Source organism: Curtobacterium sp. MCBA15_013 (assembly GCF_001865095.1).
Taxonomy (GTDB): Bacteria; Actinomycetota; Actinomycetes; order Actinomycetales; family Microbacteriaceae; genus Curtobacterium.
The window spans coordinates 208,673-224,986 of sequence record NZ_MJGQ01000006.1; the positions used below are offsets into that span (position 1 = coordinate 208,673).

Below are 16,314 nucleotides of genomic sequence, written 5' to 3' on the forward strand. Positions count from 1 at the left end.
AGCCGACCCGTTACCCCACACCGCGCCTCCAGTCCGACCGCCCATCCACAAGCCGGACGCAACCCGGCCTGCACGGCGCAGGAACCTGCGAGAATCGACGCATGAGCGGCAGCACGACGCTGCGGGGGGCCTCGACCGGGTGCTCCGCGACGACCAGGACCCACGACGTGGCAGGTGCCACGTGCGCCTGACGTTCACCGCGACCCACCTGCCGACCGACGCCACGGCGGACTTCGTGGTCGAGTGCGACGAGGACACCGTCCTCGGCGAGGTCGTCGAGATCGTCGCCCGTCGCTTCGGCCTGAGCGCCGAGTCCATCGTCGAGGTCGCGGTCGACGCCGTCCCGACGACCCCGCACGCCCGGCTCGGTGACGGTGTCCTGCTCGAGGGGTCCCGCCTGACCTTCGGCGCCCCCGCGCCGGTCCTCCCGCTGCCGGCCGACCTGCCGAGCGTCCGCATCGTGGGCGGGCCCGGAGCCGGCACGGTCGTGGTGCTGGACGCGGGCATCGCACACGTCGGTTCCGCTCCGGACGCCACGGTGCACCTGCCGGACCGCACCGCCCCGGAGTACGCGGCGATCCTGCGCCTCGACCTCAACCGGCGGTTCTCGATCATCCCGACGCGCGGCTCGCGCGTCCTCCTCGACGGCACGGAGCTCGACGAGGAGACGCCCGTCGAGCCCGGCAGCGTCGTCACGATCGGCGACACGCTGCTGTCGGTCGCGGTCCCCGACGCCGACCGGGCGGCGATCACGCTGACACCAGGTGGCGGGACGCTCGACTACACCCGGCCGCCGCGCCTGCTGCCGGAGGAGACCCCGACGGTCTTCAAGCTGCCGGCCGCGCCGGGGCAGCAGTCGCGCCGCTCCATCCCGATCATCGCGGCACTCGCGCCGCTCGGCATGGCGGCCGTGATGATCTCGATCTTCCACAACGTCGCGTACCTGGCCTTCGGCCTCATGTCGCCGATCATCATGTTCGGCAACGCCTGGTGGGACCGCCGCAACGGCAAGAAGACGCACCGGCAGCGGGTGGCCGAGTACGAGGAGACGAAGAAGGCGGTCGAGGCGGACGCCCTGGAGGCAGTGGTCCGGTACCAGCGCGAGTCACGCACCAGCGCGCCCGATCCGGCGACGGTGCTCGACATCGCCCTGCGCCGTCGCGCCCGGCTGTGGGAACGTCGGCGGACCGACCCCGACTACCTCACGCTGCGCGTCGGCACGGCGGACGTGCCGTCGGGCGTCGTGCTCGAGGACCCGGCAGCGCTGGAGCACCGGCGGGCGGTCGACAAGCTGGCCGAGGACGTGCCGGTCGTGGTCGACCTCGGCGAGCACGGCGTGGTCGGTGTCGCCGGACGCGACGAGCACACCAGGCACCTCACGTCGTGGCTCGTGGCGCAGCTCGCGGTGCTGCAGAGCCCGCGGGACACCCAGTTCGTGGTGCTCACCGACGCGCAGTCCGCCGACGAGTGGGCGTGGCTGCGATGGGTGCCGCAGGCGCGACCGGGGTTCGGGCAGGACGCCGTCATCGCGATCGGCAACGACGCCGAGACGCTGGGCGCGCGGGTCGCCGAGATCGGGCAGCTCATCGACGCACGGCAGCGGGCGATGCGCGAGTCGAACGTGCGGGGGATCCCCGGTCCCGACGTGGTCGTGGTGCTCGACGGCGCTCGACGGCTGCGCGCACTGCCGGGCCTGATCCGCATCCTCAAGGAGGGCCCTGCGGTCGGCGTCCGGGCGATCTGCATCGAGGAAGAGGCACGCCTGCTGCCCGAGGAGTGCTCGGTCGTCGTCACGGTGGGTCCGGAGCGCATCCGTGTCGCCGCCCAGCGTCAGGCGACGGTCACCGACGTCCGACCGGACCGCATCCCGGACGGCTGGTTCGAGACCGTCGCCCGGGCGGTGGCGCCGATGGTCGACGCCGACGACGAGAGCGATGCCGGTGGGCTGCCGTCGTCGTCGCGACTGCTCGACGTGATGCTGCTGGAACCGCCGACGGCGCGGGCGATCACGGGCAAGTGGAACGTGCGTGCGCGCACCACCGAGGTGGTCGTCGGCGAGAGCCTCGACGGCCCGTTCGCGTTCGACCTCCGCAAGGACGGCCCGCACGGCCTGGTCGCCGGCACGACCGGGTCGGGCAAGTCCGAACTCCTGCAGACGATCGTCGCGTCCCTGGCGGCGACGAACACCCCGGAGGGCATGAACTTCGTCCTCATCGACTACAAGGGCGGCGCGGCGTTCCGCGACTTCGCGCCGCTGCCGCACACGGTCGGCATGGTGACGGACCTCGACACGCACCTGGTGGAACGCGCCCTCGAGTCGCTCGGCGCCGAGCTCCGTCGCCGCGAGCACCTGCTGGCCGACGCCGCCGCGAAGGACATCGAGGACTACGTCGACCGCCTCGTCCGCGGTGAGCCGCTGCCGCCGATGCCGCGCCTGCTCATCGTGATCGACGAGTTCGCGAGTCTCGTGCGCGAGCTCCCGGACTTCGTCACGGGCCTGGTCAACATCGCACAGCGGGGACGGTCGCTCGGCATCCACCTCATCCTCGCCACGCAGCGTCCGACGGGTGTGGTGTCGAACGACATCCGCGCCAACACGAACCTCCGGATCGCGCTCCGCGTCACGGACTCGAGCGAGAGCACCGACGTCATCGACGCCGGTGACGCGGCGCAGATCCAGAAGAGCACGCCCGGCCGCGGGTACATCCGGCTCGGGGCCGGCGCGCTGCTGCCGTTCCAGGCCGGTCGGGTGGGCGGCCGGCGTCCGGGGCTGTCGACCGGACGCAAGCAGGTCTGGGCCGGAGCCGTCTCGTGGTCGTCGCTCGGCACCACGCCACCGGCACCACCGAAGTCGAAGGAGCTGCAGGCAGAAGAACGCACCGACCTGCAGGAGCTGGTCGGTGCGGTGGCCGAGGCGGCGACCGAGCTCGGTGGACCGGCCCCCTACCGTCCGTGGCTCGACGCCCTGCCGGAGACGCTCCTCTTCACCGACCTGAACGACCGGGCGTGGGAACTCGACGACAGCAGCACGACCGATGCCCGGGTCGGCCCGCTGCCCTTCGCGCTGCAGGACTTCCCGGCCGAGCAGGCGCAGCGGGTCCGGAGCCTCGACCTCGACTCGGACGGACACCTCTACGTGGTGGGTGCTCCGCGGAGCGGTCGGTCGCAGGTGCTCCGCACGATCGCCGCCGCGGTCGCCCGGAACACCTCGGCAGCCGACGTCCACGTGTACGCGCTCGACTGCGGCAACGGTGCGCTGCTGCCGATCCAGGCCCTCCCGCACGCCGGCGCCGTCGTGCAGCGCGTGCAGACCGAACGCGCGCAGCGTCTCCTCACGAAGCTCACCCAGGAGCTCGCCCGCCGGCAGCAGGTCCTCGCCGACGGCGGGTTCGCGAGCATCGTCGAGCAGCGCGCGGCGGCGGTCGTGCCCGCCGACCGGCTCCCCCACATCGTGTTCATGCTCGACCGGTGGGAGGGCTTCGTGGGCTCGCTCGGCGAACTCGACCACGGTGCACCGACCGACCAGGTGATGACCCTCCTGCGCGAAGGGGCGAGCGTCGGCATCCACCTGGTGGTCACCGGGGACCGTCAGCTCCTGTCGAGCCGGATGGCGACCCTGGTCGAGGACAAGCTCGTCCTCCGGCTCTCCGACCGCGGTGACTACGGCCTCGCATCGCTCAACCCCCGCAAGCTGCCCGAGCAGGTCCCGGACGGACGGGCGTTCGCGTCGGAGTCCGCCACCGAGACGCAGATCGCCCTGCTCGCCGCCGCCGGCACCGGCCAGTCGCAGGCCGCGGCGATCACCGCGCTCGCGACCTTCGCGACCGAACGCGACCGCTCCGTCGAGCGGGCGCGTCGGCCGTTCCGCGTCGACCAGCTGTCCGGGCCGGTGCCGTTCGACCGGGCGTGGGAGATGCGCGACGACGACGCCGCCCTGTTCGGCCTCGTCGGCATCGGCGGGGACGACCTCACCGCCATCGGGCCGGACCTCGCGGCCGCGGGCTCGTTCGTCGTGGGCGGTCCGGCGAAGTCCGGTCGGAGCTCCGTCCTGCTTTCGATCGCACGGTCGGTGCTGCGCGAGGGGGGCGAGATCGTGCTCGTCACCCCGAGGCAGTCGCCCCTGCGCGCCCTCGCGTCCGAGCCCGGCGTCCTCGGCGCACACGAGGGCGTCGACGTCACCGAGGCCGACCTCGCGCCGCTGTTCGACGGGCAGCCCGGCCGCCGGGTCCTCGTCATCGACGATGCCGAGCTCGTCAAGGACGCACCCGCGAAGAGCTGGCTGCAGGGCTTCGTGAAGAGCGCGGCGGACAACGGGCAGGCCATCGTCGCGGCGGGGTTGACGGCCGAGTTCGGCGTCGGGTTCACGGGCTGGCAGGTGGACATGAAGCGACGTCGGTCGGGGGCGCTCCTCAGCCCGCAGGCGATCACCGAGGGCGACCTGCTCGGCATGCGCCTGCCGCGCAGCAGCATCGTCGAACGGGTGCAGGTCGGCTCCGCGCTGGTGCACCTCGGCGACGGCGAACTGGTGTCGGTGCAGGTTCCGGTTCCCTGATCGCACGCCGGTTCTTGTCACACTGACAAATACCGTGGTACGGTCGGGTCATGGCAGTCGAACTCAGCACCCGGACCACCCGGGGCACCCAGGCGACACCGACGTTCTCCACCATGCGGTTCCCCGCCGGTGAAGCACACGTCAAGGTCGCACACGACGCCGACGCGGGGGACCTCATCGAGATCGCGACCCTGCGCGGCACGAACGGCGACGACCTCCTCATGCTCGGCATGTGGGCGGACGCCGTCCGGCAGCGCGGATCCCGGTCCGTCGCCCTCGTCCCGTACCTGCCCGGCGCCCGGCAGGACCGCGGCCTCCCCTTCGGCGCGAAGGTCTACGCGGACGTCATCAACGGCTTCGGGATCGACCAGGTGATCGCGTTCGACCCGCACTCGCCGGTGATCGTCGACCTGGTGGAGCGCCTGACCGTGGTCACGAGCGAGACCGTCGTCCGCGACCAGGTCGTCGCCGGCTCGGACTACAGCGGGATCATCGCCCCCGACAAGGGCGCGGTCGCGCGGGCCTCCGCCGTCGCCGACGCCTGCGGGCGGCCGGTGTTCCGCGCCGAGAAGCACCGCAACCCGGACACCGGCAAGCTCGACGGCTTCACGTGCGAGCCGCTGCCGGACACCGGTCGCCTGCTCGTCGTCGACGACATCTGCGACGGCGGCGGCACGTTCATGGGCCTCGCGACCGCGACGGGGCTGACGAAGGACCGCCTCGGCCTCTGGGTCTCGCACGGCGTCTTCTCCGGCCGGGCCCCGCAGCTCGCCGAGCACTTCGGGGAGATCGTCACGACGGACTCCTACCCCGCGCAGAACGCCATCGAGGGCCTGCGCACGATCGAACTCACCCCCTACCTGACGGAGCAGATCCGATGACGCAGACCGACACCACCACGACCGGCACCGACGGCACCACCGGCATCGCGCCCCGCTTCACCGGCCCGAGCCCGATCGCCCCGCTCCTCGCCGTCGACGGCTACAAGCACTCGCACCGGCAGGTCTACCCGGCCGGCACCACCCGGATCCTCATCAACTGGACGAACCGTTCGAACGCGCACATGCCCGAGTCGACGCACGCCGTGGTGTTCGGCCTGCAGGCGTTCATCCAGCGCTCGCTCGTCGAGGCGTGGGCGCCGTTCTTCGCCGCGGACGAGGACGAGGTCGCCGGCCTGTTCGAGCAGGCACTGCAGGGGTACTTCGGCCCGAACCACATCGGCACCGACCACGTCCGGGCACTCCACCGCCTCGGGTACCTCCCGCTCGAGATCCGCGCGCTCCCCGAGGGCACCCTCGCCCCGATCGGCGTCGCGACCCTCACCGTCGAGAACACCGTCGACGAGTTCTTCTGGCTGCCGAACTACATCGAGACGGCACTGTCAGCGTCGATCTGGCACCCGTCGACCGTCGCCACGAAGGCGCTCGAGTACCGCGACCTCATGGAGGACTGGGCCGCCCGCACCGGCGCCGACCCGGCCAGCATCGACTTCGCCGCGCACGACTTCTCCTTCCGGGGACAGTCGAGCATCGAGTCGGCCGCGGCCGGTGGCGCCGGGCACCTCCTCTCGTTCCTCGGCACCGACTCGATGCCGTCGCTCGACTTCATCGACCGCTACTACCCGGGTGACAACGGCTGGGTGGCCGCGAGCGTCCCGGCCACCGAGCACAGCGTGATGTGCGTGCGCGGCGCCGAGGGCGAGCTGGCGACCTTCGAGCAGATCCTCGACGTGTACCCGACGGGCATCGTGTCGGCCGTGAGCGACGGGTTCGACCTCTTCAAGGTGATCACCGAGACGCTCCCGCAGCTGAAGGACCGGATCACGGGTCGCGACGGCAAGCTCGTCATCCGCCCGGACTCGGGCGACCCGGTGGACATCGTCACCGGCACCGTGCACGGGGTCGACACCGCGGCGCTGACCGACCCGGGTCGCAGCCACGAGGAGAAGGGCGTCGTCGAACTCCTCGACGAGATCTTCGGGCACACCGTGAACGACCAGGGCTTCAAGGTCCTCGACCAGCACATCGGCGTGATCTACGGCGACAGCATCACCCTCGACCGTGCCCGCCGCATCTACGAGCGGCTCGCCGCCAAGGGCTACGCGAGCGACAACATCGTGCTCGGCATCGGCTCGTACACGTACCAGTACATGACCCGCGACAACCTCGGCAGCGCGGTCAAGGCCACCTGGGCGCTGGTGGACGGCGAGCCCGTCGACATCCAGAAGGACCCGAAGACGGGCAGCGGCAAGAAGAGCGCGAAGGGCCGGATCGCCCTGCACCGCGACGAAACCGGCGAGATCCGCCAGACCGACCAGGCCACCGCAGAGGACGAGGCGACGAGCCTGCTCCAGCCCGTGTGGGTGGACGGCCGGTTCCGGGTCCTGCAGTCGTTCGCGGACGTGCGGGAGACCCTCCGCCGCGAACGCACCGAGCGCGCCGACCGCGCGGCCCGTCGGGCGACGGCGTGACCGACGCCACCTCGGCGGCCCGCGACCAGCCGCTCATCGCGATCGACGTCGTCCCGATGTCGTTCACGACGAGCGACGGGTTGCGGGTCGCCACCGCGCGTCGGCAGTACGCACCGTACGCGGGCCAGGAGGCGCTCCCCGGCGTGCTCCTGGAGGGTGCGGAACTCCTCGCCGACGGTGCACGACGCGCACTGCGGACCAAGACCGGGATCGACGCGGCGACGGTCCGGCACCTCGCGCAGGTCGGCGCGTTCGACGGACCCGACCGCGACCCGCGGAGCGCCGCGATCAGCGTCGCCTTCCTGGCCGTCGTGGCACCGGCGGTGACGACCCCGACGCCGGCCGCGGCGGCCGCTGTGGTGGCCCCGCCCTCGGCCGCCGGACCCGCGGTCTGGCGCGTGCCCGGGGGAGACGACCCGCGCCTCCCGTTCGACCACGACGCGATCATCCGAGCCGCCCTCGACCACGTCCGTACCCGGATCTGGCGCGACCTGCCGCTCACGCGCGCGTTGCTCGGCGAGGTGTTCACCACCTCCGATGCCTCCGCGCTGCAGACCGCGCTGACGGGCGTGCCGCCGGACCCGGGCAACACGAACCGGGCGCTGCGGACCAACCCGGCGCTCGTCCGGGCCGACGCGTCGGCCACGGCCGCGGTCCGTGGCGGCCGTCCCCCGGCAACCTGGACGTGGGCGGGCTGATCGCGGTTGGGTGGGGGCATGCCCTCCGCCCCGCTGTCCGGTGACACCTCGTTCGCGTTCCCGGAGTACACCGACCCGCCAGCATCACCGTTCGACGTCGCCCGCACCTGGATCGACGAGGCACGGGACGGCGACGTGTCCGAGCCGATGTCGATGACGCTCGCCACCGCGGGGTCCGACGGCCGGGTCTCGGCGCGGACCGTGGACGTGAAGCGGCTCGACGACCGCGGGCTCGTGTTCGGGACCTCGACGCTCAGCCCGACGGGCCGGCAGCTCGACGACAACCCGTTCGCCGCGCTCCAGGTGTACTGGCGGGAGACCATGCAGCAGCTGCGGTTCGAGGGCCGGGCCGTGCAGCTCTCCGACGCCGAGTCCGACGCGCTGTTCGCCGACCGGTCGCCGAAGTCCCGCGCCGCCACCGCGATCGCCGACCAGTCCTCGGTGCTCGAGCCCCGGACGTTGCAGGACCTCATCGACGACGCGAACGCGCTGCTCGACGAGTCCGAGGACGACGTGCCCCGCCCGGAGGGCTGGGTGGCGTGGCGACTCGAGCCGGACCGCGTCGAGTTCTGGCACGGCAGCCGCGACCGGATGCACCGGCGGTTGCAGTACGTGCTCGCCGACGGCGCGTGGTCGGCGGCGCGGCTGCAGCCGTAGCGCGCCGCGGGCTCGCCCCCGCGTCGAACCACGGAACCGACATCGAACCAGCCGCGCGCGCTGGTTCGATGTCGGATTCCTGGTTCGTCACACGCGCCGCGGCCGCGCCGCCGCGCCGCACGCCGCCGCGCCGCGCGCGCCCGCGCTACCGCGCGATCGGGTTCGGCATCGCCCCCGCCCGGATGAGCGACGACGACTGGTCCGCCAGGTCCACCATCGACAGCGTGTTCCGCAGCTGCAGCCGGTTGAGGCACGAGTGCTCGAACGCCGGCACCCGCAGGTCCAGCGGTCGCCGGCGCCCCGGGTGGGCCGCGGCGTGCGCGTCGACGCACTCCCCCACCACCTGCCAGAACCGCGACTCCGGCAGGACCCCGTCGTCGTCGAGGATCGCCGCGACGAAGCGCAGCACCCCGTCGAACACGTCGGTGAACACGGCCAGCGCCGCTTCGTCGTCGTCCACCGGGTGCACGATGCGCTCGATGTCGGCGGGCACCGGGCGGTCGGCGTGCCGCCCGAGTACCGCGACCTCTTCGCCGATGTCCTTCATCACCGCGCGCACCACGACCCCGTCACGGACGACGAGCACGAGGTTCTCGCCGTGCGGCATGAACACCAGGTCGTGCACGGTCAGGCAGTGCACCACGGGCAGCAGGTACGCGTCGAGCCAGCGCCGCACCCACTCGTCGGCAGGGAGGCCCGATGCCTCGATCAGCGCCGACACGACGGCGTCACCCGAGGCGTCCCGGTGCAGCAGCGCCGCCATCGTCAGCAGTCGCTCGCCGTCGGTCACCCGCGGCAGCGGGCTCTCCCGCCACAGCGCCGCGAGCATCTTCCGCTGCGGTGAGGACACGTCGACCCGGTGGTAGGCGTCCCCGGTGTACCCGATGGCCGCGTGCTCCCGGAGCACCGAGAACCCGGCGCCGGCCAGCGTCTCGTCCGCGGACACGAGTGCCGCGACCCAGTCGTTCACCGCCGGGGTGTTCCGCATGTACGCGGGCGACATCCCCCGCAGGAACCCCATGTTCTGCACGGCGAGCGCCGTCTTGACGTAGGAGCGCTCCGGGCGGGAGCGGTCGAACGCCGTCCGGATCGACTGCTGCGGCTGGTACTCGTCCGGCCCCTCCCCGAGGTCGACCAGGTCCTGCCGCCCGAGGTCCGGCGCGAACGTCACGGCGATCCGGTGCTGCCACTGCCACGGGTGCACGGGGATCCAGACGTAGTCGTCGGGGTCGAGTCCCCGGGACACCAGAACGGCCCGGAACCCGGCGGTGGTCTCCGGGTCGAGCTCGGCCGCCCAGTGGTCGCGCTCGGTGCGGTCCGCGGCGAGCGCGAGGTGCGTGCAGGCCCGGCGTGCGGCGAGCCAGCGGTAGCGGAACCGACCGCCGGCCTCGGGAGCGTAGGCGCGGTACTCGTCCAGCCCGAACCCGATCCGCCCGTTCGCCGCCACGAACGCCGGGTGCCCCTCGGTCATCGCCGACTCGACGTCCTGGAACGATGCGACGACGCGGTCGGTCCCCTCCGTGCGCCCCCGTGCGAGCTGCGCGGCTGATGGCCCACCGCGACGGTGCTTCGCGGCGGCGCTCGCGAGGGTGGAGGCGATCTCCTCGAGGTACGTGCCGAGCAGCGCGTCGGGGACCCCGAGCACGTCGCGCAGCTCGAGGACGAGGTCCTGCGCGCTGAGCGGGGCCGCCGCACCGGCACGGGTGCGGGTCAGCGACGTCTCGTCGATCGACCAGTGCTCGAGCACGTGCCGACGCGCGCGGAACCGGTAGGTCGACTCCCCCGCGTCGAGCCGCCAGGCGTCGCCGTCCGGCTGCGGTTCCACGAGGCGCTCGTGCGTGAACTCGGCGATCGCCTTCGCCACGAGGTGCCGCTGGGCCGGTTCGAGGTGCTCCGGCCGGAGGTGCGCCGCGAGCCCGTCGCCCTCGGGCAGCCCGATCCGGTCGGTGTCGAGCACGGACAACAGGGCGCGCTTGCCGTCGACGTCGACCTCGCGCAGCACGCGGAACCCGACCTCGGCGTTCTTCGCGTGCACGGCGGTGTTCCGGACGTCGGGCTCGACGACGACGCGGCGTGCTCCGAGGACGTCGCGACAGTGCTCGACGACGGTGCACATGACGGCGCTCGTCAGTCCGTGCACCCGTCCGTCGGCGGGCGGCGGCGCGACGAGCAGGTGCATGCCGACGTCGCCGGGTTCGGCGGCGAACACGTCGGTGAGCAGGACCCGGGCCGGGTCGTACGTCTCCGCGAGGAACACCGGGACGCCGTCACGACGGCCGAGCCACGCGGCCTGCGCGGGATCCGCCTGCACGTCCGCGAGGTACGTCCGCACCGCGTCGACGTCGAGGTGCCCCATGCTCCACCACGACGACGCGGGGTGCGCGAGCCACGACTGCACGAGGGCGGCGTCACGATCCGGGTCCACGGGTTCGACGGCCAGGAGGCGCGGCTCGGCCCCGCCGACCTCGGTCACGTCCGGCAGGGTGGTCGCGTCGACGGTCATGCGGAGACCTCCGCGCGCTCGGTCGCGTGCCGGGGCGGCGCGCCGTCCGCGGTGCTGCCACGTGCCGTGGAGCGGGCGGAGGCGGGCAGGCCGAACTCCTGGAAGGCGATCCGTGCCTCCAGGCCGTAGACGGGCCGACCCGTGACGGACCGGATGATCGACGCGTTCCGCCACGCCCCCATGCCGAGGTCGGGTGCGGTGAGGCCGTGCGTGTGCTCCTCGGCGTTCTGCACCCAGATGCGGCCGCCGAGTCGGTCGACGTGGTGGTCGCGTGCGACCGCCAGGCGCCCCCGGGAGTCGCGGGCGACGAGGTGCTCGACCGGTGCGAGGAACGCCGCGGACCGCGGTCGGTACCCGGTCGCCAGGACCAGCCGCTCGACCTCGTGCTCGTACGTCTCGCCGAGCTGCTCGTGCCGGAGGGTCAGCCGGTACGTCCCCCGGTCCGCCAGCCAGACGGCGTCGACCACGCTGGTCTCGGTGCGGAGCGTCGTCGGGACCGGTCCCGGCGCGCTGAGCCGGTACAGCTGGTCGTACAGCGCGTCGACGAGGTCCGCGCTGATGCCCTTGTACAGCCCGCGCTGCTCGCGACCGAGGTGGTCGCGGACGTCCTCGGGCAGGGCGTGGAAGTGGTCCGTGTACTCCGGGCTCGTCATCTCGAGCGTGAGCTTGGTGTCCTCCATCGGGAAGAACCGCGGCGAGCGGGTGATCCAGTCGAGGCGGTAGCCGTCCCGCCGGACGTCCTCGAGCAGCTCGCGGTAGACCTCGGCGGCGGACTGGCCGCTGCCGATCACCGCGATCGACCCGGCACGGCGCAGGGCGTCACGGTTCGGCAGGAACTCGGCGGAGTGGATCGCCGGCCCGTCGATGCCCCGCAGGGGTGCGGGGACGGACGGCTCCGTGCCGATGCCGACGACGACGTGGCGTGCGCGGTACGTCTCGGGGCCCTGATCGGTCTCGGCGTGCACCGTGAACAGGTCGGTCGTCACGTCGTGCTCGACGGCCGTGACCCGGCGGCCCCAGCGGAGGGTGTCGAGCCGGTCGGCGGCCCACCGGCAGTACGCGTCGTACTCGCTGCGGAGGGGGTGGAAGTCCTCGCGGATGTAGAACGGGTAGAGCCGACCGGTCTCCTTGAGCCACGCCAGGAACGAGAACGGCGAGGTCGGGTCCGCCATCGTCACGAGGTCCGCCATGAACGGCACCTGGATCGTGGCGTCGTCGAGCATCATGCCGTGGTGCCAGGCGAAGCCGTCGGCGGCGTCGAGGAACACCGCGTCGAGGTCGTCGAGCGGGTCGGTGAGGCAGGCGAGGCCGAGGTTGAACGGCCCGATGCCGATGCCGATCAGGTCGTGGACGGGGCGGTCGGCGGGCCGGTCGACGGTCTGGTCGGCGGTCCGGAGGTCGTCAGCGGTGGTCATCGCGTTGCTCCTTCCGGGGCGGAGGCGGCCGCGCGGACGCGCGCTGCCGTCGCCGCGACGTGGTCGAGCGAGGCGCGCATCTGCGCCGGGGTCGTCTCCGGGTTGAGCAGCGTCAGCTTGTTGCAGGGGCGCCCGTCGATCACGGTCTTCGCGATGAGCACCCGCCCCTCGGCGAGGAGGGCCGCACGGATCGGAGCCACCAGTGCGTCGGCGTCCGCATCGGTCACGCCGGCGGGCTGCCACCGGAACAGCACCGTGCTGAGCTGCGTCGGCGCGACGAGCACGAGGTCCGGGTGCTCGTCGACGATCGCGTGCGTCTCCGTCGCGAGGTCGATCACCGCGTCGAACGCCCGCCCGACGGCCTCGGCGCCGGACGCTCGGAGGGTCGCCCAGAGCTTCAGCGCGTCGAACCGCCTGGTGGTCTGCAGGGACTTGTCGACCTGGTTCGGCTCGGCGGCGTCCTCGGGGTTGAGGTAGTCCGCGTACCAGGCCGTGCGGCGGAGGTCGGCGGGGTCGCGGACGACCAGGGCGCTCGACGACACCGGCTGGAAGAACGACTTGTGCAGGTCGGCGGTCACGCTCCGCGCACGCTCGATCCCGTCGAGCAGGTGCCGACGGGTCGGGGACACGAGCAGGCCGCAGCCGTACGCGGCGTCGACGTGGAGCCAGACGTCCTCGAGGTCGCACACGTCGGCGATCGGCTCGAGCGGGTCGATCACGCCGCGGTCGGTGGTGCCCGCCGTGGCGACGACGGCCATCGGGGTGCGGCCGGCCGTGCGGGCGGCCGCGATCGCCTCGGCGAGGGCCGCGGGACGCATCCGGCCGGCCTGGTCGGTGGGGACGTCGACGACGGCGTCGTCGGGGAGGCCGAGGAGCCGGGCGGACTTGCGGACGCTGAAGTGGGACTCGGCGGTGGCGAAGACGGTGAGCATCGGGGCCGTCGCGGCTGTCGCGGCCGTCGCTGCTTCTCGCGCCAGCAGCAGCGCCTGCAGGTTCGACTGGGACCCGCCCGAGGTGAACACCCCGTCACCGCTCGCGAACCCGATGCGCCCGGCGAGCCACGCCACCACGTGCCGCTCGATGTCGGTCCCGATCCGCGACTGGTCCCAGGTGTCCACCGAGGTGTTCACGGCGGCGAGCACCGACTCCGCCGCGACCGCGGGCAGCGCGACGGGGCAGTTGAGGTGGGCGAGGTACGCCGGGTCGTGGAACCAGACGGCCTCGCGGACGAACAGGTCGTCGAGCTCGGCGAGCGCCCGGTCCGTACCGAGGGGTTCCGCGTCGAGGTCGACGGCGGCGACGCGGGCCCGGAGTTCGTCCGCGGCGGTGTCGGTCGTCGGTCGGTCGACGTCGGAGATGCGGTCCGCGAGCCGGTCGACCGTCGTGGTGACGGTGGTCCGGTAGCGCTCGGCGTTGGCAGAGGTCAACAATTCGATGAGGGCTGTCACGTTAGGTAAGGCTAACCTCACCTCGCCGCGATTGTCACGTGCGGCAGCGCGCTCCCGACATGGCCGGGCGCGTCGGCGTCAGGGGCTCAGCGCCTCAGAGCTTCTCGATCGGCGCGATCTTGATGAGGAGCTTCTTGCGGCCCGCGGAGTCGAACGCGATCTCGGCGATGCGCTTGGCGCCGATGCCGGTCACGGCCGAGACCGTCCCCTCGCCGAAGTCGACGTGCTTGATGCGGTCGCCGGCCACGAGCTCCATGTCGCCGTTGTCGCGGACCTGCCCGGACACGCGGTTCGCCCACTCGGTCTTCGGACGGGTCTTCTGCGCTGCGGCCGCCCGGTCGTACGAGCCACCGCCCCAGCCGCCACCGCCGCGGTACCCGCCGCCGGCGCCGCCGCCCGAGCCGCCGATCCCGCCGCCCCGTCGGGCGTTGAGGGCCCGGGGTTCGGTCCCGCCGCGGCTGTTCGCCATGCCGGGAGACTGCTTCCACTCGATGAGCCCCTCGGGGATCTCCTGCAGGAAGCGGGACGGCATCGCCACGTTGACGTCACCGAACTGCGCGCGGGTCATCGCGAGCGACAGGAAGAGGGACTTCTTGGCGCGGGTGATCCCCACGTAGAAGAGCCGGCGTTCCTCGGACGGGCCACCCGGCTCGTTCGCCGACATCCGGTGCGGCAGCAGGTCTTCCTCGACGCCGGTGAGGAACACCGCGTCGTACTCGAGCCCCTTCGCCGTGTGCAGGGTCATGAGCGACACCGTTCCCGACGAGTCGTCGAGCTCGTCCGCCGCGGCGACGAGGGAGACCTCGGTCAGGAAGTCGGACAGCGTGCCCTCGGGGTTGTTCTTCTGGAACTCCCGCGTCACCGCGACGAGCTCGTCGATGTTGTCCGCACGGGCGGCGTCCTGCGCGTCGGGCGACTTCCGGAGGTTCTCGAGCAGCCCCGAGCCGTCGAGCAGCTGCGTGAGGGTGTCCACGACCGGCTGCGTACCGGCGCGGGACGAGACGTCGTCGAGCAGGGCGGCGAACGCCGTGATCGCGTTGCGCACCTTCGGCCCGAATCCGAGTTCGTCGGCGTGCCGGAGGGCGTCCCGCATCGTCGTCTCGTGCTCGTCGGCGTAGCGCTGCAGGGTGGTCTCGGTGACCGCGCCGATGCCGCGCTTCGGTACGTTGAGGACCCGTCGGAGTGCCATCGGGTCGGCCGGGTTGGCGACGGTGATCAGGTACGCCATGGCGTCCTTGATCTCGGCGCGCTCGTAGAACTTCGTGCCGCCGAGGACCCGGTACGGGATCGCCGCACGGATGAAGATCTCCTCCAGCGCACGGGTCTGCGAGTTCGTCCGGTAGAAGACGGCCATGTCGCGGTAGGACATGCCGTCCTCGTGCAGGCGCTGGATCTCGTCGGCGACGAACTGGGCCTCGTCGTGCCCGGTGTAGCCCGTGAACCCGACGATCTTGTCGCCCGCGCCGACGTCCGTGAAGAGGTTCTTCGCCTGCCGGTCGAAGTTGTTCGCGATGACGGCGTTCGCGGCGTCGAGGATGTTCTGCGTCGACCGGTAGTTCTGCTCGAGCAGGACGACCTTCGAGTTCGGGAAGTCCCGCTCGAACTCGACGATGTTGCGGATGTCCGCCCCGCGGAAGGCGTAGATGGACTGGTCGGAGTCACCGACGACGGTCAGCGACGCCGGGGCGATCGACCCGTCGGCCTCGCGCATGCGGGCGACGTGCTGCCCGGCGTCCTCGAGCTTGTCCACCTGCTCGACCGGGACCGGCCGCGTGAGCTCGCGGATGAGGGCGTACTGCGCGTGGTTGGTGTCCTGGTACTCGTCGACGAGGATGAACCGGAACCGGCGCTGGTAGAGCGCGGCGACCTCGGGGAAGGCGCGGAAGAGGAACACCGTCTGGCCGATGAGGTCGTCGAAGTCGAACGCGTTCGCCCGGCGCAGCTCGTTCGTGTACCGCCGGAAGACCTCGGTGAACATGACTTCTTGCGGGTCGTTCGCATTGATGTTCCGGGCGTAGGAGTCGATGTCCTGCAGCTCGTTCTTGAGCTTCGAGATCTTCGAGGCCGCAGCGCCGACGGTCAGCCCGAGCGAGTCCGCCTCGAGCTCCTTGATGATCCGCTTGAGCAGGGCCTTCGAGTCGGCGGAGTCGTAGATCGTGAACGACTGCGCGAACCCGAAGCGCTCGGCCTCGCGCCGGAGGATCCGCACGCACGCCGAGTGGAAGGTGGAGATCCACATCCCCTCGGACGCCTGCCCGACCAGCGCCCGCACGCGCTCGCGCATCTCGGCCGCGGCCTTGTTCGTGAAGGTGATCGCCAGGATCTGCGACGGCCAGGCTTCTCGGTTGGCGAGCAGCAGGGCGATGCGGCGGGTCAGCACGCTCGTCTTGCCGGAGCCCGCACCCGCCACGATGAGCAGGGACTCGCCGCGGTACTCGACGGCTTCCTTCTGCTGGGGGTTCAGACCCGCGGTGAAGGGGTCGTCGTAGGCGCGGTCACCGGCGCCGGAACCGTCAGCACGGCCGGGCGTCGAGTCGAAGGGGTCGAGCACGATCGTCATGTCCGGGACAG

The 16,314-nt window shown here is 72.2% G+C and carries 9 protein-coding genes; 5 read left to right on the top strand and 4 right to left on the bottom strand.

Annotation, left to right across the window (positions count from 1 at the left end):
- Positions 1-181 precede the first annotated feature (181 nt).
- Genes BIV01_RS05135 through BIV01_RS05155 form a run of 5 tightly spaced genes read left to right on the top strand, consistent with a single transcriptional unit; the run spans position 182 to position 8,377 of the window.
- Positions 182-4,552, top strand: coding sequence for an FtsK/SpoIIIE domain-containing protein (locus tag BIV01_RS05135; protein WP_071302125.1), 4,371 nt, complete (start codon positions 182-184; stop codon positions 4,550-4,552).
- Between the two features lie 50 nt (positions 4,553-4,602).
- Positions 4,603-5,433: a phosphoribosyltransferase family protein gene (locus BIV01_RS05140; RefSeq protein ID WP_071302126.1), complete on the top strand. Its 831-nt coding sequence runs from the start codon at positions 4,603-4,605 to the stop codon at positions 5,431-5,433.
- Positions 5,430-7,022, top strand: coding sequence for a nicotinate phosphoribosyltransferase (locus tag BIV01_RS05145; RefSeq protein WP_083413771.1), 1,593 nt, complete (start codon positions 5,430-5,432; stop codon positions 7,020-7,022). The genes BIV01_RS05140 and BIV01_RS05145 overlap by 4 nt, the downstream gene beginning before the upstream one ends.
- Entirely contained in the window at positions 7,019-7,720 is a 702-nt protein-coding gene (locus BIV01_RS05150) for an NUDIX domain-containing protein (RefSeq protein WP_083413772.1), read from the top strand. The genes BIV01_RS05145 and BIV01_RS05150 overlap by 4 nt, the downstream gene beginning before the upstream one ends.
- An 18-nt stretch (positions 7,721-7,738) precedes the next feature.
- Positions 7,739-8,377 carry a pyridoxine/pyridoxamine 5'-phosphate oxidase gene (locus tag BIV01_RS05155; protein WP_071294778.1) on the top strand — a complete coding sequence of 213 codons (639 nt, stop codon included), beginning with the start codon at positions 7,739-7,741 and terminating at the stop codon, positions 8,375-8,377.
- Positions 8,378-8,522: 145 nt separating this feature from the next.
- Here the strand turns inward: BIV01_RS05155 and BIV01_RS05160 are convergent, their stop codons facing one another.
- From BIV01_RS05160 to BIV01_RS05175, 4 genes are all read right to left on the bottom strand, one after another.
- Positions 8,523-10,880, bottom strand: a complete 2,358-nt coding sequence (locus BIV01_RS05160; protein ID WP_071302127.1) for a GNAT family N-acetyltransferase — start codon at positions 10,878-10,880, stop codon at positions 8,523-8,525.
- Positions 10,877-12,295, bottom strand: coding sequence for a lysine N(6)-hydroxylase/L-ornithine N(5)-oxygenase family protein (locus tag BIV01_RS05165; protein WP_071302128.1), 1,419 nt, complete (start codon positions 12,293-12,295; stop codon positions 10,877-10,879). The genes BIV01_RS05160 and BIV01_RS05165 overlap by 4 nt, the downstream gene beginning before the upstream one ends.
- Positions 12,292-13,743: a pyridoxal phosphate-dependent decarboxylase family protein gene (locus tag BIV01_RS05170; protein WP_071302129.1), complete on the bottom strand. Its 1,452-nt coding sequence runs from the start codon at positions 13,741-13,743 to the stop codon at positions 12,292-12,294. The genes BIV01_RS05165 and BIV01_RS05170 overlap by 4 nt, the downstream gene beginning before the upstream one ends.
- Positions 13,744-13,837: 94 nt before the next feature.
- Positions 13,838-16,303, bottom strand: a complete 2,466-nt coding sequence (locus tag BIV01_RS05175; RefSeq protein WP_070417725.1) for an ATP-dependent helicase — start codon at positions 16,301-16,303, stop codon at positions 13,838-13,840.
- Positions 16,304-16,314: the final 11 nt, after the last annotated feature.